A 24,708-nucleotide genomic window follows, 5' to 3' on the forward strand; every position below is an offset into this window, starting at 1 on the left:
GCGGGGTGACCGGGCGTTTGCGTATGGGGTCGGGAAAGAAAAAGGGTGGGCGGAAGGAGCCGTTGTTCGGCTTGCCCGCGGCGCTCGCCGATCTGCGCCTGACGGTGGCGGACCGCATTCCCGGTGGCGACGACAAGCCAAAGAAATCCGCGAAATCATCCGCCAAGCGCAAAAACGAGGATTCCGGCGACGAGCCGCCGCGCGAGCGGAAGGCGCCGGCCAGCCGCAGCGGCGCCAAGCGCCGATCGAAGTCGCGCATCAGCGCCGGCCTCGGCCGCCTCGTCTATTGGGGCGCGGTGCTGAGCCTGTGGGGCGTGATCGCCGTGATCGGGGTCGTGATCTATGTCGGCGCCCATCTGCCGCCTATCCAGTCGCTGGAAATTCCCAAACGGCCGCCGACGATCCAGATCGTCGGCATGGACGGCAGCGTGCTGACGCAGCGCGGCGAGATGGCCGGCGCCAACGTCTCGCTGAAGGATCTGCCGCCCTATCTGCCGAAGGCTTTCATCGCCATCGAGGATCGCCGCTTCTATTCGCATTTCGGCATCGACCCGATCGGCATTTTGCGCGCGGCCGTCACGAACGTGCTCCATCGCGGCGTGTCGCAGGGCGGCTCGACGCTGACGCAGCAGCTCGCCAAAAACCTGTTCCTGACCCAGGAGCGCACCATGCAGCGCAAGCTGCAAGAGGCGGAGCTCGCGATCTGGCTGGAGCGCAAGCATTCCAAGAACGAGATTCTGGAGCTCTATCTCAACCGCGTCTATTTCGGCTCCGGCGCCTATGGCGTCGAGGCCGCGGCGCAACGCTATTTCGGCAAGTCGGCGAAGAACGTCACCATCGCCGAAGCCGCGATGCTCGCGGGCCTCGTCAAGTCACCGTCGCGGCTGGCGCCGAACCGCAATCCGGAAGGCGCGGAAGCACGCGCCCAAATCGTGCTCACGGCGATGGCGGACGCAAAGTTCATCACCGACGCGCAGGCGCAGGCCTCGATCGGCCATCCCTCCTACAATGTGAAGCCGGTCGGCGCCGGCACGGTCAATTACGTCGCCGACTGGATCGGCGAAGTGCTGGACGACCTCGTCGGCCAGATCGACCAGAGCATCACGGTCGAGACCACGATCGATCCAAAGCTCCAGAGCGTGGCGGAAGCCGCCATCATCGACGAGCTGGCGGCCAAGAGCGTGAAGTTCAATGTCAGCCAGGGCGCGCTGGTGGCGATGACCCCTGATGGCGCCGTGCGCGCCATGGTGGGGGGACGAAACTATGCCGAGAGCCAGTACAACCGCGCGGTGACCGCGAAGCGCCAGCCGGGCTCATCGTTCAAGCCGTTCGTGTACCTCACCGCGCTCGAGCAGGGGCTGACGCCCGACACCGTGCGCCAGGACGCACCGATCGAGGTCAAGGGCTGGAAGCCCGAGAACTACACCCACGAATACTTTGGCTCGGTGACGCTGACACAGGCGCTGGCGATGTCGCTCAACACGGTCGCCATTCGCCTCGGCCTCGAGGTCGGGCCGAAGAACGTGGTGCGCACCGCGCACCGGCTCGGCATTTCCTCGAAACTCGAACCCAACGCCTCGATCGCGCTCGGCACCTCCGAAGTGTCCGTGGTCGAGATGGTCGGTGCCTATGCGCCGTTCGCCAATGGCGGCTTCACGGCGACGCCGCATGTGGTGACGCGGATCAAGACCCTCGACGGCAAGCTGCTCTATATGCGCCAGCCGGAGGAGCACAACCAGGTGATCGAGCCGCGCTATGTGGCGATGATGAACACGATGATGCGGGAGACGCTGATCTCCGGCACGGCGAAGAAGGCGGAGATCCCGGGCTGGCCGGCGGCCGGCAAGACCGGCACCAGCCAGGATTATCGCGACGCCTGGTTCATCGGTTACACAGCGAACCTCGTCACCGGCGTCTGGCTCGGCAATGACGACAACTCGCCGACCAAGAAGGCGACCGGCGGCGGCCTGCCGGTCGAAGTCTGGTCGCGTTTCATGAAGACAGCGCACGAGGGCGTGCCGGTGGCAGCCTTGCCGAACGCGCAAGCCGGTTGGGGCCAGTCGAACCTCGCGCAGGCTGCATCGCAGGTATCGCCGCCAACAGCGGCAGCGCCAGGACCGGCGCCTGCTCAGCCTTCCAGCAATGGCGGCTATCGCTCGCCGCCACCGACGCGCGCCAATGTGCGGCCGGAAGCGGCGGCGGGACTTGATGGCTGGTTGATGGACCGGTTGTTTGGCGGGAACAGGTAGGTTCGGCCGGAGGTCGCCGTGGCCTCACAACAAAAAACGCGAAAACAACCCTATGCACAGTAGACGGCTCGCGCTGGCGTGTGGCTGGGTGGATTGCACGAGGTCATTGATAGGTCGGGTAAATCAGAAGCCGTAGCGCAAAGCGCTGACGTTGCCTCGCTCTCCGCCGTCATTGCCCGCGAAAGCGGGCAATCCAGTACGCCGCGGCTTCTCGGCTTAACAACAACGGCCTCTGGAATACTGGATCGCCCGCTTTCGCGGGCGATGACACCTTCCAAGATTGCGAGAGCGCCCTAATCCTCGACCCCGTACCGGTGCAGATCATTGCCGTACGTATCGAGCCACTTCTTGGCGCGCTCCATCGACGGGCAGACTTTTCCGCACACGCGCCAGAACCGCGCCGAGTGGTTCATCTCGACGAGATGGGCGACCTCGTGGGCGGCGAGATAGTCGAGCACGTAGGGCGGCGCGAGGATCAGGCGCCAGGAGAACGACAGCGAGCCCGCCGAGGTGCACGAGCCCCAGCGGCTGGACTGATCGCGGATCGAGAGCCGCTTGACCCTGACGCCGAGCTCGACGGCATAGGCCTCCGCCGAACGCTGGAGATCGCTGCGCGCCTCGCGCTTGAGGAAGTCATGGACGCGGCGGTCGGCATGTTCGACGCCACCGGCGACGCAGATAATGCGTTCGCCGCTGTCACGCACCTCCGTCCACACCGTGCCGCGCGTCCCCGCGCGATGAACGATGCGATGGGGAACGCCGCGCAGCGGTATCACTGTGCCAGGTTGGAACGGCGCGGCCTTCGGCAAACGACCAAGACGAGCCGCGATCCACGCGCCATGACGCTGCGCGAAGTCCTTTGCTTCGGCCAGCGTGCCGCGCGGCGGCATGGTGAGGATGGCTTCACGATCGCTCGGATGAATTCGGAGCGTATAGCGGCGCGCTCGGCGATGGCGGCGCAGCCTTATCGCGAAAAATTGCGACCCATGGGTGATCACAAGGGTCTTTGGTTCGTGGGGCCGACGATAGAGGAGCGCGCGAGTGGCCATGTCTGTCAGTCCGGGGAGCAAGAGTTCGCCCGGATTCTGCCATAACCGCCGCCAGGGAAAGCGCTCGGCGCAAAAACAAATCATTTGCCCAATATACAGGGGTCTGGCGTCCGGGAGACCCTACAGACTGGGGTTGGAACCTGGTTTTTTCGTCCCCGCTGGACGCATGCGGCACCCTCAAGGGATGAGGACGGACTCACTCCTATAAAGCTACCTAAATACCTCGAATCTAGGCGAAGCCCGACCCCGTCGGAGCCTCCGACGGGACCAGAATTTACAGCGGGAAAGCCGAAAAACGCGCTTATTCGGCCGCAAGCGCCTGAGTTACGTTCGGATTCGCGGCCGAGACCATGAAATCATGAATGCGCGGCACGATTTCCGACTTGAAGCGCGATCCATTGAACACACCGTAATGTCCGACGCCCTTCTGGACATAATGAACACGGCGATGATCCGGAATCGAGCTGCACAATCCGTGCGTTGCCTCGGTCTGACCGATGCCCGAGATGTCGTCGTTCTCGCCTTCGACCGTCATCAACGCAACGCGCGTGACCTTGGAGGGATCGACGCGAGTTCCACGATGGCTCATCTCGCCCTTCGGCAGCGAGTGCTTCACGAACACGGTGTCGACCGTCTGTAGATAATATTCGGCGGAGAGATCCATCACCGCGAGATATTCGTCATAGAAGTCGCGATGCTTGTCGACGAGGTCGCCGTCGCCCTTCACCAGATTGGCGAAGAGCTGCTTGTGGGCATCCATGTGCCGGTCAAGATTCATGCTGATGAAGCCGTTGAGCTGCAAGAAGCCCGGATAGACGTCGCGCATCATGCCCGGATGCGGGAACGGCACCTTGGTGATGACGTTGTTGCGGAACCAGTCGATGCCGCGCTCCTGGGCGAGGTTGTTCACCGCAGTCGGATTGCGGCGCGTGTCGATCGGGCCGCCCATCAGCGTCATCGAGGTCGGCACGAACGGATCGCGCCGCGCTTCCATGATCGAGACGGCGGCGACGACGGGAACCGAGGGCTGGCACACCGCGATCACATGGGTGTTGCCACCAAGCACGTGCAACATCTCGATGACGTAATCGATGTAATCATCGAGATCGAAACGGCCTTCGCTGAGCGGCACCATGCGCGCATCGGCCCAATCGGTGATGTAGACCTCATGCGCCGGCAGAAAGGCTTCGACCGTGCCACGCAGCAGCGTCGCGTAGTGGCCGGACATTGGCGCGACGATCAGCACACGCGGCTGCGGGCTGCGCAGCGGACGGGTGAACTTGCGATCGAAGTAGAGCAGCTTGCAGAACGGCTTTTCCCAGACCGGACGGACCTCGATCGGCACGCGGATGCCGTTGACCTCGGTGTCGTTGAGACCCCATTCCGGCTTGCCGTAGCGGCGCGTGGTGCGCTCGAACAATTCGCAGGCCGCAGCGACCGACTTGCCGACCTCGGTGCGCGCCCAGGGATTCAGCGGATTCTGAAACAGCAACTTGGTCGCGTCGGTGACGGCACGCGCTGGATTGAGAGAGGCCTGCGCCATCTCGTACATCCAGTACATCGGCGTGGTCAGGACCGGACTGCCTTCACTCGCCAGAGGCGGTGCGCCGCCAAACTCACCAATAGGCATAATCAAATCCCTCTTCGCATCGCAGCATACTGCCGAATGCGTAATATTGCGTCAATGCATGGTTCCGTACATCTACGTAGCGAAGACGGTTAAACCAGCCTAAATCCACGGGAAAGTGAAGTTATTCGCCGCCCGCGAGCAGAGAGCCGTTCTTTTTGGCGCTGCGCAAAAGGGCAAGGAATGCCCAAAAAGAAGCAACCAGAAGCACGACATTGATGGCTAACGCACTGAGCATCAGATCGGTTCTGAAGGTTTGCTCGATCAAAAGGGCCCGCATGCCCTCGAACACGTAAGTCGGCGGCAGCGACCAGGCGACATATTGCAGCCAGCCCGGCAAGACGCTGACCGGATAGTAGATGCAGGCGAGCGGCATGATCGCGAACATCAAGGTCCAGACGATGCTCTCGGCGCCCAGCCCGTTCCGCAACACCAGACCCGACACGAAGATGCCGACCGACCAGCTCGTGAAGATCAGATTGCAGAAGAAGGCGATCAACGGCAGGCCGAGGCTGTAGACGTTGAAGTGAAAAAAGATCAGCGCGAGCAGCGTCATCGGGATGACTCCGATCGCGAGCCGGATCAGGCTCATGACCATGAGCGACAGCAGAAACTCGATCGGCTTCAACGGGCTCATCATGAGATTGCCGAGATTGCGAGCCCACATCTCTTCCAGGAACGAGATGGAGAAGCCGAGCTGCCCGCGAAACAGGATGTCCCAGAGGATGACGGCCCCGATCAGTGTGCCGCCGGCGCGCGCGAAGAAGCTGGCGTTCTGCGCGATGTAATACTGGATGAAGCCCCAGGTGATGACCTGGAGCGCCGGCCAGTACAGCAGCTCGAGCAGCCGCGGCCAGGACGACATCAAGAGATACCAGTAGCGCAGGATCATCGCGCCGATGCGCAGCACGGAGATGCCGCGGTGAAGGGAGATATCGGTCATAACCGCACCGCGTAGCTCGGATGGATCCGGTAGCCCGGATGGAGCGAAGCGTAATCCGGGAATCGTGCCACGAGCGACGAAGGCCCCGGATTTCGCTGCGCTCCATCCGGGCTACGGCTACGGCCGAAACATTGGGGCTCGCTCATCGCGCCGCCTCCTGAACACCGTTCACCCGGCCGCGCGCGACGTCGAGAAACACTTCCTCCAGCGTGGTGCGGTTGTAGCGGACCAAAATGGCCTCGGGCGTGTCGTCGTCCTCGACGCGGCCACGCTTCATGATGATGACGCGGTCGCAGAGCCGCTCGACCTCGAGCATGTTGTGCGACGCCAGCAGGATGGTGGCGTTGTGCGCCCTGCGGTAACGCTCCAGATGCGCCCGCACCCAATCGGCCGTATCAGGGTCGAGCGAGGCGGTCGGCTCGTCCAGCAGCAACAGCTCCGGCTGGTTGATCAGCGCCTTCGCGAGCGCGACGCGGGTCTTCTGCCCGGCGGAGAGCTTGCCATTGGCGCGGTCGATGAATTCGGTGAGATCGAGATCGTCGGCCAGCTCTGCGATGCGGTCGGTGAGATTCTTCACCGCATAGAGCTTGCCGAAGATGGTGAGGTTCTGCCGCACCGTGAGCCGCATCGGCATGTCGACATAGGGGCTCTCGAAATTCATCCGCCCCAGTACCGCGGCGCTCTCCTCCGGCATCCGATGCCCGAGCACCCGCACACGGCCGGAGGTCGCCAGCACCAGGCCCATGATCATCGCGATGGTGGTGGTCTTGCCGGCGCCGTTGCCGCCGAGGAGGCCGGTGATGCTGCCGCGGGGAAGCGAGAAAGAGATGCCGTCCACCGCGCGGGTCTGCTTGTAGAGCTTGACGAGGCGATCGACCTCTATTGCCGCAGACGAAGTGCCATCCGCGACAGTCGGCCGACTTGAAGCATTGTCGTTCTCAGTCATGCTAGAGGCGTTCTTCCGCCATTGCGCCGTCGAGTGCAAGACCTGAAGTAATAGGACCTGAAGTAACACGGGTTGATGTAAGAGGCCTGCAAGCAGGCCGAACGTGTGCGCCAGCGTGTTTGTGATCGGGCGCACGCACCGCTAGATTGGCTGAGATGACCGAGACTGCAGCTTCCGACTTCCGTCCCTCGCAGCGACATATCCGCCTGGACACCATCCTGCGGCTGCGCTGGCTCGCTGTGCTGGGCCAGCTCGCCGCGATCTTTATCGTGGCGCAGGGGCTCGAGTTCGAGGTCGAGATTGTCCCCTGTGTCAGCATCATCGGCCTGTCGGCCTTGCTTAACCTGGCCCTGCAAACCGTGGCCAACCCGATGCAGCGGCTGGAGCCGCTTCAGGCGGCCGGGCTGCTGGCGCTGAACATCGTGGAACTGGCCGGGCTGCTGTTTTTCACCGGCGGATTGCAGAACCCGTTCTCGTTCCTGTTCCTCGCGCCGGTGCTGATCTCAGCCACCGCCTTGCCGGCCCGGCTGACCTTCGCCATCGGCCTTCTGGCCGTGGCCTGCGCCTCGATCCTGTTCTTCTTTCATCTGCCGCTGCCATGGGATTCGGAAGATCCCGTGGTGCTCCCGCCGATCTATCTCTTCGGCGTCTGGCTCTCGATCGTGCTCGCGATCGGTGTCACCAGCCTCTACTCGTTCCAGGTGACCGAGGAGGCGCGCAAGCTTGCCGACGCTTTGGCCGCGACCGAACTGGTGTTGACGCGCGAGCAGCATCTGACCCAGCTCGATGGATTGGCGGCGGCCGCAGCGCACGAGCTTGGCACGCCGCTCGCGACCATCTTCCTGATCTCGCGCGAGTTGGAAAAGACGGTGAAGGAGCCGGTCTTCGCCGCCGACCTGAAAACCCTGCGCGAGCAGACGCAGCGCTGCCGCGACATTTTGAGCAAGATCACCCAGCTCTCCTCCAGCGGCGCGCCGTTCGACCACATGAAGGTGTCCGAACTGATCGAGGAGGTGGTGGCGCCGCATCGCGATTTCGGCGTCGACATCAAGGTGCGGATCGCGATTGCCGCCACGGCCGAGCCGGTCGGATCGCGCAATCCGGCGGTGCTCTATGGCGTCGGCAATATCGTCGAGAACGCCGTCGATTTCGCCAACTCCACGGTCGAGGTGAACGCGTGGTGGAACAATGACACGATCGAGATCGTGATTTCCGATGACGGCCCGGGCATTCCGCCAGATCTCTTGCGCCGGATCGGCGAGCCTTATCTATCGCGGCGGCGCACCCAGGATGCCGGCGGCGGCCTGGGCCTCGGCGTGTTCATCGCCCGCACGCTCCTCGAACGCACCGGCGCCAAGGTCTCGTTTACCAATCGAACCTTCCCGGAACACGGTGCAGTGGTCCAGATCGCGTGGCCGAGGGAGCGTTTTGAGGCTATCGAGACCTTCGAAGAAACAATAGGATAGGCCGCGACCTTGCGTCGCACGAGAGGCCCGATCGACTAATGGCGGCCTTGGCACCGCCTGATTGCGACGCCATATGTAGATGTGCTGGAGAGAGGACAAAACCTTGAACGCCATCGTCGAACTGAACGAACAGACCGACCGCTCGCTTCTCATCGTCGAGGACGACAAGCCGTTTCTGGAGCGCTTGTCGCGCGCCATGGAAACGCGCGGTTTTGCGGTGACATCATGTGACACCGTCTCGGATGGTCTCGCCCAGATCGGCAAGTCCGCCCCCGCATTCGCAGTCGTCGATCTCAGGCTCGGCGACGGCAACGGTCTCGATGTCGTGTCGGCGCTGAAGAAGAAGCGCCCCGAAGCTCGCGCGATCGTGCTGACCGGCTATGGCAACATCGCCACCGCCGTGACCGCGGTAAAGATGGGCGCGATCGATTATCTCTCGAAGCCTGCGGATGCCGACGACGTGGTCGCCGCATTGCTCTCGACCAATTCGGACAAATCCGAGCTGCCGGCGAACCCGATGTCGGCCGACCGCGTGCGCTGGGAACACATCCAGCGCATCTACGAGATGTGCAACCGCAACGTCTCGGAAACGGCGAGGCGGCTCAACATGCACCGCCGTACGTTGCAGCGGATTCTGGCCAAGCGCGCGCCGCGGTAATTCAGCGACCGCCTATCTATCACCGTCACCCTGAGGTGCTCGTCTTGCAAAGCAAGGCGAGCCTCGAAGGGCGACGGCCCGGCTGCATCTCGGCCGTACATCCTTCGAGGCTCCCCTTGCGATGCGCTCGCATCGTAAGCCTCGCACCTCAGGATGACGGGGAAACGGAACGTAGGGTGGGCAAAGGCGCGAAGCGCCGTGCCCATCACTTCCGCTTCAGTCCTGATTGGCTTGAATGGTGGGCACGCTTCGCTTTGCCCACCCTACGGCAGCAGTGATCGCGGCGCCCTACTCCCAAAACTCCGCGTGCCCCTGCGGATCGACCAGGCGATTGATCCGCAACGCGGCCGCCATCGCAAAACGCACCGTCATCTGCTTGCGCGTGGCCGCAGCCAGCTTGTGCTCGGGCGCCTCGCAATGCAGATGCGCGCCATAGGCGTCCGCGATGATCAGGCCGGTGCCTTCGGGAAATATCTCGCAAGGCAGGTCCTGCGTGAAGGCGAAGAACAGCCGGTCGCAATGGGCGCGGTACCCGGGCCATTTCTGGTCGGCGCGCAGATCCTCCATCGATGACTTGATCTCGACGATCCAGATCTCGCCACGCTCGTTCAATGCCACCAGATCGGCGCGCCGGCCCGACGGCAATGGCAACTCGCTGATGCAGGTGAACCCGAGCGAGCGCAGCAGCCGCGCCGTGCCGCGCGCGATGGCGAGCGCCGTCTCGGATTGACGGCGGTCCGGCGGCGGCACGAGCGCGATGTTGCGGGCGGAGTTGTCCATGGGGGGAGTTTAGCCGATTCCGGTGGGTGCGGACACCATTCGATAGAAGCGAGCTGTCGCCTATTCTCCGCTGTCGTCCCGGCGAAGGCCGGGACCCATAACCACAGGGAGGAGTTTGGCGAAGACTGGTAGTTAGAAAGCCTCCCGCGGTACGCGCACCGCGCTACATCGTGAGATCACGCGGTATGGGTCCCGGCCTTCGCCGGGACGACAGTGAGGCGGGAACCTCCCCCTGCCCTCGCACTTATCACGCAGCCGCCGCACCTCGGCGGGAGCATCGAGGGCGCTCGCGCATGATCGACGATCTCTGGTACAAGAATGGCGTGATCTACTGCCTCTCTGTCGGCACCTATATGGACGCCAACGGCGACGGAATCGGCGATTTCAAGGGTCTGCTGCGCCGGCTCGACTATCTGCACGGCCTCGGCATCACCACGATCTGGCTGATGCCGTTCCAGACCTCGCCGGGCCGCGACGACGGCTATGACGTCGCCGACTTTTACAGCGTCGATCCCCGCTACGGCACGCTTGGCGATTTCGTCGAGTTCACCCACGGCTGCAAGCAGCGCGGCATCCGCGTCATTATCGATCTCGTCGTCAACCACACCTCGGACCAGCATCACTGGTTCAAGGAAGCGCGGCGCGACAAGGACTCACCTTATCGGGACTGGTATGTGTGGTCGGACAAGAAGCCGGCCAACGCCAATCAGGGCATGGTGTTTCCCGGCGTGCAGAAGTCGACCTGGACGCGCGACAAGGAAGCCGGCGCCTGGTTCTTCCACCGCTTCTACGATTTCCAGCCTGATCTCAACACCTCGAACCCGCACGTGCAGGCCGAGATCCTGAAGATCATGGGCTTCTGGATCCAGCTCGGCGTTTCCGGCTTCCGCATGGACGCGGTGCCGTTCGTGATCGCCACCAAGGGCGCCAAGGTGAGGAAGCCCGTCGAGCAATACGACATGCTGCGCACCTTCCGCGAATTCTTGCAATGGCGGCAGGGCGACGCCATCATCCTCGCCGAAGCCAATGTGCTGCCGGAAACCGACATGGAATATTTCGGCCGCGATGGCGACCGCATGCACATGATGTTCAATTTCCACGTCAACCAGCATCTGTTCTATGCGCTGGCGTCCGGCGACACGCGTCCGCTGGCGAAGGCGCTGAAGGCGACCAAGCCGCGGCCGGCCGCGGCGCAATGGGGCCTGTTCCTGCGAAATCACGACGAACTCGATCTCGGCCGACTGACCAAAGTGCAGCGCGACATCGTGTTCAAGCGTTTCGGCCCCGACAAGGACATGCAGCTCTATGACCGCGGCATCCGTCGCCGCCTTGCGCCGATGCTGGGCGGCGACCGCAGGCGGCTCGAGCTTGCCTACAGCCTGATGTGCACGCTGCCGGGAACGCCTGTCATCCGCTACGGCGACGAGATCGCGATGGGTGACGATCTCTCGTTGCCCGAACGCAATTGCGCGCGCACGCCGATGCAATGGTCGACCGAACCGCAGGGCGGCTTCACCAAAAGCGACAAGCCGGCCAACCCCGTCATCGACAAGGGCCCTTACGGCTTCGAACACGTCAATGTCGCCAAGCAGCGGCGCGATCCCAACTCGATGCTGAACTGGACCGAGCGCATCGTGCGCATGCGCAAGGAGGTGCCCGAGATCGGCTGGGGCGATTTCGCCATCATCACGACGCGCGATCCCGCCGTTTTCATCATGCGCTATGACTGGCGCAACAATTCGGTGCTGTTCGTGCACAATCTGGATGAGAAGCCGCGCGAGACGACGTTCTCGGTGGGGCTGCCCGGAGACGCCGGCGAGCACCTGATCAACCTGCTTGCGGAAGACCACAGCCACGCCGACAAGCGCGGCCAGCACCGCATCGTGCTGGAGCCGTATGGGTATCGCTGGTATCGGGTCGGCGGGCTGGATTATCTGCTGAAGCGCAGTGATATCGACGAGAATGCGGCGGGCAACAAGCATCCGGGGTAACGCCGACCACAATCTCGGTGTCGTCCCGGCGCAGGCCGGGACCCATAACCCCAGGGGGTAGTTTGGCGAAGACTCGTCGTGCGGTACGCCCACCGATCGCTATCGATAGATTCCGCGGTATGGGTCCCGGCCTTCGCCGGGACGACGGCTAGGATGGCGGCGCGATAATCACGCCTTCATTGCCGCGCAGATCCAGCACGCCTTCGAGCTTCTCTCCCTCTCGATCCAGAGACGTCGACAGCAAAATCTCGCTGCCGAAACGGATCGCGCTGGTGGTCACTGCGATCGGCTCGGGGCCGAGATTGAGCACGACGATCACGCCGCGGCCCTCGGCCTCACGGCGATAGATCAGGAGATCGCCCTGCGCTGCGATCGGGTGATAGTCGCCCGAAACCAGTGGCGGGCAGGTCTTCCGGAAGGCGATCAGGCGCTTGTACAGAGTGAGGATCGAGCGCGTGTCGGCGTCGAGATTGACGACATTCTCGTGGATATGATCCTCCGGTAACGGCAGCCAAGGCCTGACGTCCGAGAAGCCGCCGAAGTTCGAAGAGTCCCACTGCATCGGCGTGCGGCAGCCGTCGCGGCCGACGCCGATGCCGGGGACGTTCTTCTCGAAGGGATCGCGGACGTCCTCCGGTGCAATGGCGAGCTGATGCATGCCGATCTCGTCGCCGTAATAGAGCGTGGGCGTGCCGCGCAGGGTCAGCAGCAGCATGGCGGCGATTCGGGCCTGCTCCGGCCCGACGCGGCTCGCCACGCGCGGGCGGTCGTGATTGCCGAGCACCCAGTTCGGCCAGGCCCCTCGCGGCAATGCCTTCTCGTAATCGTCGATGATCTTCTCGATCGAACGCGCGCTCCAGAAGGTCGAGAGCAGCGCGAAGTTGAACGGCATCTGCGCGCCCGTGAGATCGTTGCCGTAATAGGCGATCAGCCGGTGCAGCGGCAGATAGACCTCGCCGATCAGCACGCGCGCACCAAAGGAATCGATGACGCGCCGCATCTCGGTGATGACATCAAACACCTCCGGCTGGTCGGTGGAGTATTGCGTCAGGATTTTCTCGTTCGGCGGCCGACCCTCGACGTAATGCGGGTTCGGCGGATTGTCGCGAAACTCGGCATCCTTGATCAGGTGCCAGATCACGTCGACGCGAAAGCCGTCGACGCCCTTCTCCAGCCAGAACCGCATCACGTCATAGATCGCCGCGCGGACATCCGGATTGCGCCAGTTGAGGTCCGGCTGCTGGGCGAGGAAGGCGTGGTAGTAATATTGACCCGTCGTCTCGTCGAACTGCCACGCGCTGCCGCCGAACTCGGACAGCCAGTTGTTCGGCGCGCCGCCATCCGGTCCCGGATCGCGCCAGACGTACCAGTCACGCTTGGGATTGTCGCGCGAGGAGCGGCTCTCGACGAACCAGGGATGCTGGTCGGAGGTGTGGTTCGGCACGAGGTCGAGGATCAGCTTCAGGCCGTTGTCATGCGCCGCGATGAGCAGCGCATCGAAATCCGCCATCGTTCCGAACAGCGGATCGATGCCGGTATAGTCGGAAATGTCATAGCCGAAATCGGCCATCGGCGAGGGGAAGATCGGCGACAGCCAGATCGCATCGACGCCGAGCGATTTCACATAAGGCAGCCGCTGCAGGATGCCGGCGAGATCGCCGACACCGTCACCATCCGAGTCCTGAAACGAGCGCGGGTAGATCTGATAGAAGATGCCGTCGCGCCACCAATTGTCGCCGCTCTGAGCCATGCCGGAAAACCCACCCGAAAATCTGCTTTGAAAGCCCTGCGCGAGAGAACGCGGAAGGAACGTCCCGGTTCAAACCAGCGAGCCAATTGGGACGGCTGTGTGACGACCGGCTGTTCCCGGGTCCACGACACGAATCTTTTGCTTGGCCATAGGCCAAAAATCGGCATTGTGAGGCCATGACCGAGCAAAACGACACCCAACAAGCCAAGGCGGGCGCGATCATCGTTCCCGTGACCGCGTTCGAGCAGAACTGCACCATCATCTGGGACGAGCCCGGCAAAAAAGCCGTGGTGATCGATCCCGGCGGCGACGTGCCGAAGATTCTTGAGGCGATCAAGCAGACCGGCGTCACCGTGGAGAAGATCTGGCTGACCCACGGCCATATCGACCATGTCGGCGGCGCGGCCGAGTTGCGCGATGCGCTGAAGGTGCCGATCGAGGGCCCGCATCCCGCCGACAAGTACCTGCTCGACAACGTGGTCGAGAGCGGGGCGCGCTTCGGCATGACCGGTGGGCGCAACTTTGCGCCGGACCGCTGGCTCGACGAAGGCGACACCGTGTCGATCGGCGGCCTGGAGTTCGACATTTTGCACTGCCCCGGTCACTCGCCCGGCAGCGTGGTGTTCTTCAACAAGGACTTACGTTTTGCCCATGTCGGCGACGTGCTGTTCGCAGGCTCCGTCGGGCGCACCGACCTGCCCGGCGGCAGTCATGCGACGCTGATCGACTCGATCAAGACCAAGCTGTTGCCGCTCGGCGACGATGTCGGCTTCATCTGCGGCCACGGCGCCGGCTCGAGCATCGGCCAGGAGCGGATGACCAATCCGTTCATCACCGGCGAGACGTGAGTTTTATTCGGCGGCGTCGGCCAGCGCCGCCGGCTCGCTGAGGTTACGCTCGCCCCATTCGCGGATCGCGGCGACGACCGGCACAAAGCTCTTGCCCTTGCGGGTCAGGCGATACTCGACCTTCGGCGGCACCTCGCCAAAATCCTTGCGATCGATCAGGCCGCTTTGTGTCAGCGCCTTCAATTCACGGCTGAGCACGCGCGGGGTGATTTCGGCGCTGCCTTCCGTGCCGCGCAGCAAGCCGCTCCTGATCTCGCCATAGCGGCGCGGGCCGTCCTTGAGGTCCCAGACGATGCGGAGCTTGTACTTGCCGCTGATCATTTTTTGAAACGCCGCGACCGGACAGGTGCGCGCCGGGATCGCCTTTGCCATGTCGTCTCCTCCATGTGCGAGATCAGGATAGGAGCAGCGGCGAAAAAGTCCATACTATCAATTTTGTCCATACTTGCAGGACGGCTCCCAAGGCGCAGATGATGACGGACATGACGAACAGGGAGCGTCACATGAAGCACTTCATGATCAGATACGAATTCAAGCACGGCACGACGGAAGCCTGGCACCAGGAGATCGGCCGGTTCATCAAGGCGATCGACAACGACCCCGAGCTCAAGGGCCGGGTCGGCTATCGCTGCCTGAAGAACCGCGACGACGGCCATTACTTCCATCTCGCCAGCGTCACCGACGATGCCGCGCAAAAAGCGCTGCAATCGCGCGACTTCTTCAAGCACTATACGGAGATGACGCGGAAGGTCGCCGGCGGCGAGGTGACGGTGACGCCGATCGAGATGATCGATCAGACGGCTTAGCCACAAACTCCACTGTCGTCCCGGCGAAGGCCGGGATCCATACTCCGAGGAGGGAGTTTGGCGACGACTCGTCGTCCGGTACTCGTACCGACTGCAATCGATAGATTCCGCGGTATGGGTCCCGGCCTTCGCCGGGACGACGGCTACTTCATCAACCCTGCGGCCGTCAGCGCCCGCGTGATGATCTCGCCGACATCGAAGCCGCGGGCCTTCTCGCGCTTCGGCTCGGCCGGCTGCTCGGCGACCGCTGCGCGGATCGAGCGGGCGAGATGTGGTGCCGGTGAAGGTGCCGGTATCGGCGCGACGGGAGGCTTTGCCTCCGCCTTCTTCTTCGCGGCGTCCGGAATCCAGCCGGTCAGCCCGAAGAATTTCGCGATGTGATAGGACGAGGAGATGCCGGCCTCGATCAGGAACGCGCCTTCCACGCCATAGCGCTGATCGTTGTCGGCGAGGCCGAGCGGCGTGCCATGCGCCATGTCGGTGATGGCATAGGACTCGACCAGCGTCTCGCCGTCCTTGTTCCACCAGGTCTGGCGCGGATAGCCGTCAACGTTGGTCTCCGCCATCGGCACGGCCGGCAGATCATGCAGATCGAGCCATTGCTTGACGATCTCGTTGGCATTGCCGGGATTGACGGTGCGGTCGGCGCTGCCGTGCCACACCGAGATTTTCGGCCAGGGCCCGCGATGGCTCGATGCCCGCCGCACGAAGTCGCCGAGCTCACGCTCGGGCCGCTCCGGCGAATGAAACATGCCATCCAGCGCCTCGCGCAGGTTGGACGCGATGCCATAGGGCAGTCCGGCGATGACCGCACCGGCTGAGAAGACTTCGGGATAGGTCGCGAGCATCACCGAGGTCATGCCGCCGCCGGCGGAGAGGCCGGTGATGAAGATGCGCTTGGGATCGATGCGGTGGGTCTCGACCATATGCGCGATCATCTCGCGGATCGAACGCGGCTCGCCGCTGTCGCGCGCCGTGTCTTCCGGATTGAACCAGTTGAAGCAGGTGTTGCCGTTGTTGGCGCGCTGCTGCTCGGGCATCAACAGCGCAAAGCCGTAGTGCCGTGCGAGCGTCGACCATCCCGCGCCAAGGTCGTAGCTTGCGGCGGTCTGGCCGCAACCATGCAAGACGACGACGAGCGCGCGCGGCTTCTGCAATTGCGCCGGCGCAAACGCGAACATGCGCAGGTTGCCGGGGTTTTCGCCGAACCCCGTGACTTCTTCCAGCGGACTGGATGAATCAGCGTTCTGCCCGAAGTCGGGAAAGCGCAGACCGTCCAGCCTCGGCAGACGTCTTAAGAGTTCGACATTTCTTGTTAACGACACCGGCAACTCCTGGTGGGCGATTTCCAACGTCACCCAGACCAGATAGTTGCTGCACTGCAAAATAAAAAGCGTGTGTGTCGTCAATTACTGGAAATTCACGGTGAATCCGCAGGTATTAACCGCATTGCCTCAACTTCGTGCAGATGCGCGGCGCATCCACGCCAGAAATGCGGCGCAGATCATGATTAACGTCACAAACAGCGCAAGCGAGACGACGAAGCCTGCGCGCGCTGATTGCAGGGCTTCGACCGCAAAGAACACCGCGCCGATTGCGGCCACTCCGGCCGCATTCCCGATCTGCGCAATGGTGCCGTACATGCCTGATGCCGAGCCAGCGGCGACGGGCTTCACGCTCGAGAGCACCGCGCCGGACAGTGGCGCCATCACCATCCCCTGGCCGTAGCCGAAGATGATCATGACGAGCGCGAGTTCGATCGGCGACGGCGCATCGACTGAGAATGCAACGAGCGCGAGCGCGGCAAGGCCCGCGATCTGCAACATGCAGCCCTCGATCAACACCCTGGTGCCGCGACGCCGCGCCCGCGCGCCGCTGTGGCGCGACGCCACCACAAAGGCGAGCGCGAGCGGAATGAAGGCCATGCCAGCCGCGAGCGGCGGGATCTTCAGGCCGCGCTGCATGAACAACGTCATCACCAGATAGAATGAGAGATTGGCGACGAAGAAAAAGAACGCGGCGCCAAGGCCACGCAGAAAGCTTGCATCCGCCAGCAGCGTGAGATCGATCAGCGGCATGCCGCCGGCGCGCGCGACCGCATGTTCGAGCTTGAGAAATGCCGCGAGGATCGCGCCGCCGATCGCCATCACCGCCCACAGCCACGGCGCCCAGCCGACATCATGGCCGAACAACAGCGGCCCGATCAGGCAAAGCAGCCCGGCGAACAGAACCACGCTGCCCTTGATATCGAGCCTTGTACCGGCCCGGCGTGGCACCGACGGCATGATGCGCCACGCGGCGGCTGCAATGACAAGGCCGCAGGGCACGTTGACGAAGAACACCGAGCGCCAGCCGGTGCCGGCAAGATCGATCGTCACGAGGAGACCACCGAGCAGGAAGCCGGCAGCGCCCGCGAGCCCCAGCACGATGCCGTAGATGCCGAAGGCGCGGCTGCGCGTCTCGTCGGTGAACAGGAGATGCAGCGTCGCCAGCACCTGCGGCACCATCAGCGCGGCGGTGGCGCCCTGCGCCAGTCGCGCGATGATCAGCTCCGCGCCGGATTGCGCCAGACCGCACCACAGCGACGTCGCCGTGAAGCCAAGCACGCCGGCCAGAAACACATTTTTGGTGCCGTGGATATCGCCGAGCCGGCCGCCGGTGACGACCAGGGTGGCATAGGCGATCAGATAGATCGCGATGACGGATTCGATCTGGGCCGGCGTCGCGTGCAGATCGACCGCGATGGTCGGGATCGCAACGTTGACCACGAAGGCATCGACGCCGAACATGAACTGGGCGGCGACAACGATGGCGAGCACCCACCAGCGGCGGGACGAATCGATTTGCTTTGTGACTGTTTGATGCATCGGCGCGCGAACCTTCGGGCATTTATTTGCGCCCGATGCTCTCAGATCGGCGTCATTCGCGCGATTACCTCAGAGGTAGGACTTGCCGCATTGGCCCGATTGCTGCATGGGAATTCCCGCTGGTTCGCGGGTTCGGAAGTCTCCCGATGTACGATTACGACATGGTGGTGATCGGTTCGGGCCCATCGGGGCGCCGGGCCGCGGTGCAATGCGCCAAACTCGGCAAGGCCGTGCTGGTGGTGGAGAAGGGCCGACGGGTCGGCGGCGTCTCCGTCCATACCGGCACGATTCCCTCAAAAACCCTGCGCGAGACCGTGCTCAACCTCTCCGGCTGGCGCGAGCGCGGCTTTTACGGCCGCTCCTACCGGGTCAAGCAGGACATCGTGGCGAGCGATTTGATGACCCGGCTCCAGAAGACGCTCGACCATGAGGTCGAGGTCTTGGAGCATCAATTCAGCCGCAATCTGGTGCGGACCGCCAATGGCGAGGCGCGGCTGATCTCGCCGCACGAAGTCGAGATCACCAGCGCCATCGGCGAGACCAAGGTGGTGTCATCAGCCTACATACTGATCGCCTGCGGCACGCGACCGTTCCGCCCCGACTACGTGCCGTTTGACGGGCAGACCGTGCTCGACAGCGACGAGATCATCGAGCTGCCAAAGCTGCCGCGCAGCCTGGCCGTGATCGGCGCCGGCGTGATCGGCGTCGAATATGCCACCATCTTCAGCGCGCTCGACGTGCCCGTGACCTTGATCGAGCCGCGGCCGACCTTCCTCGACTTCATCGACAAGGAATTGATCGACGAGTTCATGCACGAATTGCGCGACCGCAACGTCGCGCTGCGGCTCGGCGCCAAGGTCAACTCGATCGAGAAGACCGCGCAAGGCAGCATCGTCACAAAGCTGTCCGACGGGCGGCACGTCACGACGGAGATGCTGCTGTTTGCCGCGGGGCGTGTCGGCGCCACCGACAAGCTCAACCTCGAAGCGGCGGGCATTGCAGTGGATCATCGCGGCCGCATCAAGGTCGATCCCGTGACCTTGCAGACCAGCGTGCCGCACATCTACGCGGCCGGCGACGTGATCGGATTCCCGAGCCTTGCCTCCACCTCGATGGAGCAGGGCCGGGTCGCCGCATGCCACGCGCTCGGCATGGAGCCGATGGCGCCGCCAGAGTTCTTTCCCTATGGCATCTATTCAGTGCCCGAAATTTCGACGACCGGCTTGACCGAGGAAGAGGTGCGGACGCGCGGCATCCCCTACGAGGTCGGCATCGCGCGCTTCCGCGAGACCTCGCGCGGTCACATCATGGGGCTGAACAGCGGCATGATGAAGATGATCTTCTCGACCAAGACGCGCCGCCTGCTCGGCGTGCATATTCTGGGCGAAGGCGCCACCGAGCTGATCCATATCGGCCAGGCCGTGCTCAATCTCAAAGGCACGATCGACTATTTCATCCAGAACACGTTCAACTATCCGACGCTGGCCGAAGCGTACAAGATCGCCGGCCTCGATGCGTGGAACAGGATGACGCGGTGATCTTCACCTCTCCCCGCGTGCGGGGAGAGGTCGGGATTCAAACGCAGTTTGAATTCCGGGTGAGCGGGAGTCTCCGCGAACTTTCTACCACCGTATTTGCTGAAGCAGCCCCTCACCCCAACCCTCTCCCCGTAAGAACGGGGAGAGGGAGAAGAAGCAGCGTCGCCTCGTTCTGCACATAGCTGCATTCCGCTGCGCGGGACATCACGCGATTGCCTTCGCTGTCTTCAGCACGTAGCCTCACCGCCTCAACAAACAAAAAACCAGCCGGAGAGAACGTCACGGCGCGCCTGAAATTCGGAGCTTTCCTTGCCCCGCATCATCCGATCGGGGAGCATCCGATGCTTCAGTTCCGGCGTGATCTCGACCTCGTCGAGCAGTTAGATAGCCTCGGCTATGACGAGTTCTGGTGCGGCGAGCATCACTCGTCCGGCTGGGAGATGATCGCCTCGCCCGAGATGTTTCTGGCCGCCGCAGGCGAGCGCACCAAGCGAATCAAGCTCGGCACCGGCGTCGTGTCGCTGCCCTATCACCATCCCTACAACGTCGCGCAGCGCATGGTGCAGCTCGACCACATGACCGGCGGCCGCGCCATCTTCGGCTCCGGTCCCGGCGCGCTTGCCTCCGACGCGCACACGCTCGGCATCGACCCGATGACCCAGCGCGACCGCCAGGACGAAGCGATCGGCGTGATCCGCCGCCTCTTCAACGGCGAGCGCGTCACCGCCAAGAGCGACTGGTTCACCATGAACGACGCGGCGCTTCAGATCCTGCCCTTGCAGGAAGAGATGCCGTTCGTCGTGGCGTCGCAGATCTCGCCCTCGGGCATGACGCTCGCCGGCAAATACGGCATCGGCATCATCTCGCTCGGTTCGATGACGACGCAGGGTCTGATGTCGCTGCAGCAGCAATGGCAGTTCGCCGAGGATGCCGCCGAGAAGCACGACACCAAGGTCGATCGCGCGAACTGGCGCGTGCTGCTGAGCTGGCATGTTGCCGAAACGCGCGAACAGGCCCGCCGCGAGGCCGGTGCAGGCCTGATGCGCTGGCACAACGAATATAATGTCGGCACGCTGCAACGGCCGGGCCTGACCGCATTCGACTCGCCCGACGAGGCCGTGGACAAGACCGCTTTCGTCGACGGCGCGGCCTCCGTCATCGGCACGCCCGACGATCTCGTCAAAATGATCAAGAAGGTGATGCAGGTGTCGGGCGGCGTCGGCGCGGTGATCGGTTTCGTGCACGACTGGGCCAATCCGGAAGCCACGCGCCGGAGCTGGGACATGGTCGCGCGCTATGTCGTGCCCGAGATCAACGGCTACATCGACGCACTTCGCAAGTCGCAAAAATTCGTGATCGAGAACCGCGCGATCTTCGAGCGCGCGGGACAAGCCGTGATGGCCAAGATCATGGAGAACGACAAGGCCGCCGAGGCGCTGAAGGTGACCGGCCCCGGCCGCGTCGCGATTCCGGCCGTGAACGCACCGGATTTGCAGAAGGAAGCGGCGAAGCGGTAGGCCTCGTCGTCGCTACAGTTGTAACCACGATCACAAGCAAGAGATATCGGCCTGTGCTATGCTGACCACGTCAGCCTGGCGCGGGCCGCAATAGTGCCGCGGTCGCCTGATTTCTGTTCGGTCAGCCAACCGGAGCAATCGTGATGTCGATGCAGAATGTGGCCGCGCCTGCGCTCAGCTTCACCGCGCCCAAGCGCAACGAGCTGACGCATATTCCGGGCGATGAAGGCTGGCCGATCATCGGCAAGACCTTTCAGGTGCTGGCTGACCCCAAAGGGCATATCGAGGCGAATGGCGCCAAATACGGCCCGGTCTACCGCACCCATTTTTTCGGCGAGACCAATGTAGTGCTGCTCGGGCCTGAGGCCAATGAGCTCGTGCTGTTCGACCAGCAGAAGCTGTTTTCCTCGACCCACGGCTGGAACAAGGTGCTCGGCCTGCTGTTTCCGCGCGGCTTGATGTTGCTCGATTTCGACGAGCACCGGCTGCACCGCAAGGCACTCTCGGTCGCGTTCAAATCCGGACCGATGAAGTCCTATCTCACCGATCTCGACCGCGGCATCGCGGCACGAGTCGCGCAGTGGAAGGTGAAGCCCGGCACGATGCAACTCTATCCGGCGATGAAGCAGCTCACGCTCGACCTCGCCGCGACGTCCTTCCTCGGTACCGAGATCGGGCCGGAGGTTGACGACATCAACCGCGCCTTCGTCGACATGGTCGCGGCCGCCGTTGCCCCGATCCGCCGTCCCCTGCCCGGCACTCAGATGGCGCGCGGCGTGAAGGGACGCAAGCGCATCGTTGCCTATTTCCGCGAGCAGATCCCGCTGCGACGCGGCAATCATGGCGGCGATGATCTGTTCTCGCATCTCTGCCGCGCCACCCATGAGGACGGCGCGCTGCTCTCCGAGCAGGACATTATCGACCACATGAGTTTTCTGATGATGGCGGCGCATGACACGCTGACCTCGTCGCTGACATCCTTCATCGGCGAGCTTGCTGCGAATCCGGATTGGCAGAGCAAGCTGCGCGACGAGGTTCTCGCGCTCGGGCTGGCTGCGGATGCGCCGACCAGCTTCGATGATCTCGAAAAAATGCCGCTGTCGGAGATGGCATTCAAGGAGGCGCTCCGGATCAAGCCGCCGGTGCCGTCGATGCCGCGCCGCGCGATGCGCGATTTCAGCTTCAAGGGATTTACGATTCCCGCCGGCACCGCGATCGGCGTCAATCCGCTCTATACCCACCACATGAAGGACATCTGGCCGGAGCCCGACCGCTTCGATCCCTTGCGCTTCACCGAAGAAGCGCAGCGCAACCGCCACCGCTTCGCCTGGGTGCCGTTCGGCGGCGGCGCGCATATGTGCCTCGGCCTGCACTTCGCCTACATGCAGGCAAAATGCTTCGCGCGGCACTTCTTGCAGAACATCGAGGTGTCGCTCGAGCCCGGCTACAAGCCGGACTGGCAGATGTGGCCGATCCCGAAGCCGCGGGATGGGCTGCGGGTGACGGTGATGGCGGTGTGAATGACGCTCTCGTAGGGCGGGCAAAGGCGCACTTGCGCCGTGCCCACCATTTTTCGTGGATAGAAAGTTGGTGGGCACGCTTCGCTTTGCCCACCCTACGACACTGTCCCCGCCGCTACGCCCCCTGATCGAACGCCTTGCGCAGCGCCACATAGCCCTGCTGCTGCTGGCTCCAGTTGCGGCCGCCGGTGATGGCACCGTCGATCACGAGGTCGTGGCCGTTGATGAAGCTGGATTCGTCGCTCGCCAGGAACACCGCGGCGTGAGCGATATCGTCGGGAAGACCTGCGCGTGGAATCGGCTGCGCGGTCTTGTAGACCTCGCGCATCACGGCTGGCGTCTTTTCCGCAGCCTCGGTCGAGAGGCCCAGCGCCTTGCCAAAGATGCCGGTCGCGATCGCGCCGGGCGAGATCGAGTTGACGCGCACATTGGACTCGCCGAGCTCCATCGCCACACATTTGGTGAGATGGATCACCGCCGCTTTCGCCGCGCCATAGACCATCGAGGATGAGAAGCCGGCGAGACGGCCAGCGATGCTGCCATTGTTGATGATGCTGCCAAACCCCTGCTTCTTCATGGTGGGCGCAGCGTGCTTCATGCCGAGCATGACGCTGCGCACCAGCGTCGCCATGGCGGCGTCGAAGCGCTCGACCTCGAGGCCTTCGATCCCGCCAGTCTGGGCCGGGCCGCCGGCATTGTTGAAGAGGCAATCGATCCTGCCGAATTTTTCGACCGCGAGCGCGATCAGCGCCTGCATCTGCGCTTCGACGGTCACATCCGTCTGGCGGAAAACGCAGGCATCGCCGAGCTGCTTCGCCAGCGCCTCGCCTTCCGGTATACGCCGCCCCGCGATCACAATTTTGGCACCTTCGGCAACGAAGACTTCTGCGGTGCGCAATCCGATCCCGCTCGTCGCACCCGTGATCACCGCAACCTTGCCGTCCAGCCTGCCCATGGAATGTCCCTGTTTTTGAACGATTTGATATCAAATGGCGGGCGCCGATCGATGACGTCGCCGCAACAGTCGGCACCGCGACGGTCACTATTCCTGCCGGCACGCGACAAGGCAAGCTTTGCTTGTGCGGGCGGCATGCGTAACATCTTCACCTGCCACTCGATTTTCGAACGCACATTGCAACTGGGCTACGCATGGGGAAGCTGATCGACGAATTCCGTAGAGGCTGGCGGGGCGTGGCGCCGCCATCGCTCGGCCTGAGCATCGCCTTTGCGGTGGCTTGCCTGCTGGTCGCGACCCTGGCCCGCTGGGGTCTCGCGCATGTGCGTCCCGACGTCTACTTCACGCCCTACTTCCCGGCTGTGTTCTTTGCCGCCGCGTTCGGAGGCTTGCGGATCGGCATTGTCACGGCGCTGGTCGGCGGCGTGCTCGGCGTCGTCGTGAATTTCGGCGATGCGTTTGCCGATCGCGCCCGGTTCGCCCTGCTGACGCTCTATTGGGGTGTTTCTGCGCTCACCATCTGGGGCGTCGAGCATTATCGCACGATGCTGGCGGAGCAGCGCCGGATCTCCAAGCGCCTGATCGAGGAAGAGGACTATCGCAAGCTGCTGGTCGACGAGCTCCAGCACCGGCTGAAGAACAAGCTGTCGACCGTGCACGCCGTGCTGCATCAGGTGCTGCACGACCAGCCGCAGGTGTGGTCCCGGATCGACCCGCGGCTGCGGTCGCTGGCCGCCACCGACGATCTGATCTCGCGGATCGACAAGGCCGGCTGCGACATCCGCGATCTCCTGATCTCGGAGCTCGGCCCTTACGGCCACGTCCGCTTCACCCTCAACGGCGATCGGCTGTTTCTGCCGCCGAAGCTCGCGGTCACGCTGTCACTGATGTTTCATGAGCTCGCCACCAACGCGGGAAAGTACGGTGCGTTCTCCGCACCCCGCGGATTGTTGCAGGTGTCGTGGACCGTCAGCGATGACCGCCTGACCGTCACATGGGACGAAACCGAGGGCCCGAGCATCGACAAGGTGTCCGAACCCGGATTCGGTACCAAGCTGCTGAAGTCGGCACTCACCGCCTTCGACGGCAAGGCTGAGGTCTCGTACCTGAAGACCGGGCTGCATTGCATCATGCAATGCCGCATCCCCCAAAGCGAATAACCGGCCAGCGATAGCCTCGCTGCAACGAAAGCAGATCG

At 63.4% G+C, this 24,708-nt stretch carries 20 protein-coding genes; 10 read left to right on the forward strand and 10 right to left on the reverse strand.

The annotated features are described in order from the left end of the window. Positions 1–23: 23 nt before the first annotated feature. Positions 24–2,249: a transglycosylase domain-containing protein gene (locus UB31_RS06205; RefSeq protein WP_045010222.1), complete on the forward strand. Its 2,226-nt coding sequence runs from the start codon at positions 24–26 to the stop codon at positions 2,247–2,249. Between the two features lie 293 nt (positions 2,250–2,542). Here UB31_RS06205 and UB31_RS06210 read toward each other — a convergent pair whose 3' ends face one another. From UB31_RS06210 to UB31_RS06225, 4 genes are all read right to left on the reverse strand, one after another. Further along, positions 2,543–3,382, reverse strand: coding sequence for a M48 family metallopeptidase (locus tag UB31_RS06210; RefSeq protein ID WP_045005955.1), 840 nt, complete (start codon positions 3,380–3,382; stop codon positions 2,543–2,545). Between the two features lie 217 nt (positions 3,383–3,599). After that, positions 3,600–4,928 (reverse strand): polyhydroxyalkanoate depolymerase, encoded by a 1,329-nt coding sequence (locus UB31_RS06215; protein ID WP_045005956.1) that lies wholly within the window; start codon positions 4,926–4,928, stop codon positions 3,600–3,602. Between the two features lie 121 nt (positions 4,929–5,049). Beyond that, positions 5,050–5,868, reverse strand: coding sequence for an ABC transporter permease (locus UB31_RS06220; RefSeq protein ID WP_045010223.1), 819 nt, complete (start codon positions 5,866–5,868; stop codon positions 5,050–5,052). 142 nt (positions 5,869–6,010) lie between these two features. After that, positions 6,011–6,814 carry an ABC transporter ATP-binding protein gene (locus UB31_RS06225; protein WP_045005958.1) on the reverse strand — a complete coding sequence of 268 codons (804 nt, stop codon included), beginning with the start codon at positions 6,812–6,814 and terminating at the stop codon, positions 6,011–6,013. 155 nt (positions 6,815–6,969) lie between these two features. On the opposite strand from UB31_RS06225, the gene UB31_RS06230 reads away from it, so the two are divergent. Together UB31_RS06230 and UB31_RS06235 are read left to right on the forward strand one after the other, a co-directional pair. Further along, on the forward strand, positions 6,970–8,280 hold the full coding sequence (locus UB31_RS06230; RefSeq protein ID WP_045005959.1) for an ActS/PrrB/RegB family redox-sensitive histidine kinase: 1,311 nt from the start codon (positions 6,970–6,972) through the stop codon (positions 8,278–8,280). 103 nt (positions 8,281–8,383) lie between these two features. Continuing rightward, positions 8,384–8,938, forward strand: coding sequence for an ActR/PrrA/RegA family redox response regulator transcription factor (locus UB31_RS06235; protein ID WP_045005960.1), 555 nt, complete (start codon positions 8,384–8,386; stop codon positions 8,936–8,938). A 288-nt stretch (positions 8,939–9,226) separates the two neighbouring features. On the opposite strand, the gene UB31_RS06240 is transcribed toward UB31_RS06235, so the two are convergent. Beyond that, positions 9,227–9,718, reverse strand: coding sequence for an MmcB family DNA repair protein (locus tag UB31_RS06240; protein WP_045010224.1), 492 nt, complete (start codon positions 9,716–9,718; stop codon positions 9,227–9,229). Positions 9,719–10,011: 293 nt separating this feature from the next. Between UB31_RS06240 and UB31_RS06245 the strand changes: the two genes are divergently transcribed. Then, the gene (locus UB31_RS06245; RefSeq protein WP_045010225.1) at positions 10,012–11,709 is read left to right on the forward strand and encodes an alpha-amylase family protein; all 1,698 of its coding nucleotides are present in this window, start codon (positions 10,012–10,014) and stop codon (positions 11,707–11,709) included. A 148-nt stretch (positions 11,710–11,857) separates the two neighbouring features. Here UB31_RS06245 and UB31_RS06250 read toward each other — a convergent pair whose 3' ends face one another. After that, positions 11,858–13,459: an alpha-amylase family glycosyl hydrolase gene (locus UB31_RS06250; RefSeq protein ID WP_045010226.1), complete on the reverse strand. Its 1,602-nt coding sequence runs from the start codon at positions 13,457–13,459 to the stop codon at positions 11,858–11,860. A gap of 176 nt (positions 13,460–13,635) precedes the next feature. Here UB31_RS06250 and UB31_RS06255 point away from each other — a divergent pair, with 176 nt between their 5' ends. Beyond that, entirely contained in the window at positions 13,636–14,307 is a 672-nt protein-coding gene (locus UB31_RS06255) for an MBL fold metallo-hydrolase (protein WP_045010227.1), read from the forward strand. A gap of 3 nt (positions 14,308–14,310) precedes the next feature. On the opposite strand, the gene UB31_RS06260 is transcribed toward UB31_RS06255, so the two are convergent. Then, on the reverse strand, positions 14,311–14,679 hold the full coding sequence (locus UB31_RS06260; protein ID WP_045010228.1) for a winged helix-turn-helix transcriptional regulator: 369 nt from the start codon (positions 14,677–14,679) through the stop codon (positions 14,311–14,313). 131 nt (positions 14,680–14,810) lie between these two features. On the opposite strand from UB31_RS06260, the gene UB31_RS06265 reads away from it, so the two are divergent. Then, positions 14,811–15,113, forward strand: a complete 303-nt coding sequence (locus tag UB31_RS06265) for a hypothetical protein (RefSeq protein ID WP_082078418.1) — start codon at positions 14,811–14,813, stop codon at positions 15,111–15,113. 143 nt (positions 15,114–15,256) lie between these two features. Here UB31_RS06265 and UB31_RS06270 read toward each other — a convergent pair whose 3' ends face one another. Beyond that, the gene (locus UB31_RS06270; protein WP_045010262.1) at positions 15,257–16,438 is read right to left on the reverse strand and encodes an extracellular catalytic domain type 1 short-chain-length polyhydroxyalkanoate depolymerase; all 1,182 of its coding nucleotides are present in this window, start codon (positions 16,436–16,438) and stop codon (positions 15,257–15,259) included. A gap of 129 nt (positions 16,439–16,567) precedes the next feature. After that, positions 16,568–17,980, reverse strand: coding sequence for an MFS transporter (locus UB31_RS06275; protein ID WP_045010230.1), 1,413 nt, complete (start codon positions 17,978–17,980; stop codon positions 16,568–16,570). A 146-nt stretch (positions 17,981–18,126) separates the two neighbouring features. Here UB31_RS06275 and sthA point away from each other — a divergent pair, with 146 nt between their 5' ends. The 3 genes from sthA (at position 18,127) to UB31_RS06290 (ending at position 22,555) form a co-directional block, all read left to right on the forward strand. Further along, positions 18,127–19,518, forward strand: coding sequence for a Si-specific NAD(P)(+) transhydrogenase (gene sthA / locus UB31_RS06280; RefSeq protein WP_045010231.1), 1,392 nt, complete (start codon positions 18,127–18,129; stop codon positions 19,516–19,518). Between the two features lie 290 nt (positions 19,519–19,808). Beyond that, positions 19,809–21,035, forward strand: coding sequence for an LLM class flavin-dependent oxidoreductase (locus UB31_RS06285; protein ID WP_082078423.1), 1,227 nt, complete (start codon positions 19,809–19,811; stop codon positions 21,033–21,035). Between the two features lie 143 nt (positions 21,036–21,178). After that, entirely contained in the window at positions 21,179–22,555 is a 1,377-nt protein-coding gene (locus tag UB31_RS06290) for a cytochrome P450 (protein WP_045010233.1), read from the forward strand. 115 nt (positions 22,556–22,670) lie between these two features. On the opposite strand, the gene UB31_RS06295 is transcribed toward UB31_RS06290, so the two are convergent. Beyond that, positions 22,671–23,510, reverse strand: a complete 840-nt coding sequence (locus UB31_RS06295) for an SDR family NAD(P)-dependent oxidoreductase (protein ID WP_045010234.1) — start codon at positions 23,508–23,510, stop codon at positions 22,671–22,673. 194 nt (positions 23,511–23,704) lie between these two features. On the opposite strand from UB31_RS06295, the gene UB31_RS06300 reads away from it, so the two are divergent. Beyond that, complete coding sequence (locus UB31_RS06300; RefSeq protein ID WP_045010235.1) at positions 23,705–24,670, forward strand: sensor histidine kinase; 966 nt, start codon at positions 23,705–23,707, stop codon at positions 24,668–24,670. Positions 24,671–24,708 lie beyond the last annotated feature (38 nt).

The organism is Bradyrhizobium sp. LTSP849, assembly GCF_000938255.1.
Taxonomy (GTDB): Bacteria; Pseudomonadota; Alphaproteobacteria; order Rhizobiales; family Xanthobacteraceae; genus Bradyrhizobium.

Excerpts from the sequence above, each read along its gene's own strand:
- UB31_RS06240 (WP_045010224.1), bottom strand. The coding sequence starts at position 9,718 with ATGGACAACTCCGCCCGCAACATCGCGCTCGTGCCGCCGCCGGACCGC.
- sthA (WP_045010231.1), top strand. The coding sequence starts at position 18,127 with ATGTACGATTACGACATGGTGGTGATCGGTTCGGGCCCATCGGGGCGC.
- UB31_RS06220 (WP_045010223.1), bottom strand. The coding sequence starts at position 5,868 with ATGACCGATATCTCCCTTCACCGCGGCATCTCCGTGCTGCGCATCGGC.
- UB31_RS06300 (WP_045010235.1), top strand. The coding sequence starts at position 23,705 with ATGGGGAAGCTGATCGACGAATTCCGTAGAGGCTGGCGGGGCGTGGCG.
- UB31_RS06230 (WP_045005959.1), top strand. The coding sequence starts at position 6,970 with ATGACCGAGACTGCAGCTTCCGACTTCCGTCCCTCGCAGCGACATATC.
- UB31_RS06265 (WP_082078418.1), top strand. The coding sequence starts at position 14,811 with ATGAAGCACTTCATGATCAGATACGAATTCAAGCACGGCACGACGGAA.
- UB31_RS06290 (WP_045010233.1), top strand. The coding sequence starts at position 21,179 with ATGTCGATGCAGAATGTGGCCGCGCCTGCGCTCAGCTTCACCGCGCCC.
- UB31_RS06205 (WP_045010222.1), top strand. The coding sequence starts at position 24 with ATGGGGTCGGGAAAGAAAAAGGGTGGGCGGAAGGAGCCGTTGTTCGGC.
- UB31_RS06275 (WP_045010230.1), bottom strand. The coding sequence starts at position 17,980 with ATGCATCAAACAGTCACAAAGCAAATCGATTCGTCCCGCCGCTGGTGG.
- UB31_RS06225 (WP_045005958.1), bottom strand. The coding sequence starts at position 6,814 with ATGACTGAGAACGACAATGCTTCAAGTCGGCCGACTGTCGCGGATGGC.
- UB31_RS06260 (WP_045010228.1), bottom strand. The coding sequence starts at position 14,679 with ATGGCAAAGGCGATCCCGGCGCGCACCTGTCCGGTCGCGGCGTTTCAA.
- UB31_RS06255 (WP_045010227.1), top strand. The coding sequence starts at position 13,636 with ATGACCGAGCAAAACGACACCCAACAAGCCAAGGCGGGCGCGATCATC.
- UB31_RS06210 (WP_045005955.1), bottom strand. The coding sequence starts at position 3,382 with ATGATTTGTTTTTGCGCCGAGCGCTTTCCCTGGCGGCGGTTATGGCAG.
- UB31_RS06245 (WP_045010225.1), top strand. The coding sequence starts at position 10,012 with ATGATCGACGATCTCTGGTACAAGAATGGCGTGATCTACTGCCTCTCT.
- UB31_RS06295 (WP_045010234.1), bottom strand. The coding sequence starts at position 23,510 with ATGGGCAGGCTGGACGGCAAGGTTGCGGTGATCACGGGTGCGACGAGC.
- UB31_RS06215 (WP_045005956.1), bottom strand. The coding sequence starts at position 4,928 with ATGCCTATTGGTGAGTTTGGCGGCGCACCGCCTCTGGCGAGTGAAGGC.
- UB31_RS06250 (WP_045010226.1), bottom strand. The coding sequence starts at position 13,459 with ATGGCTCAGAGCGGCGACAATTGGTGGCGCGACGGCATCTTCTATCAG.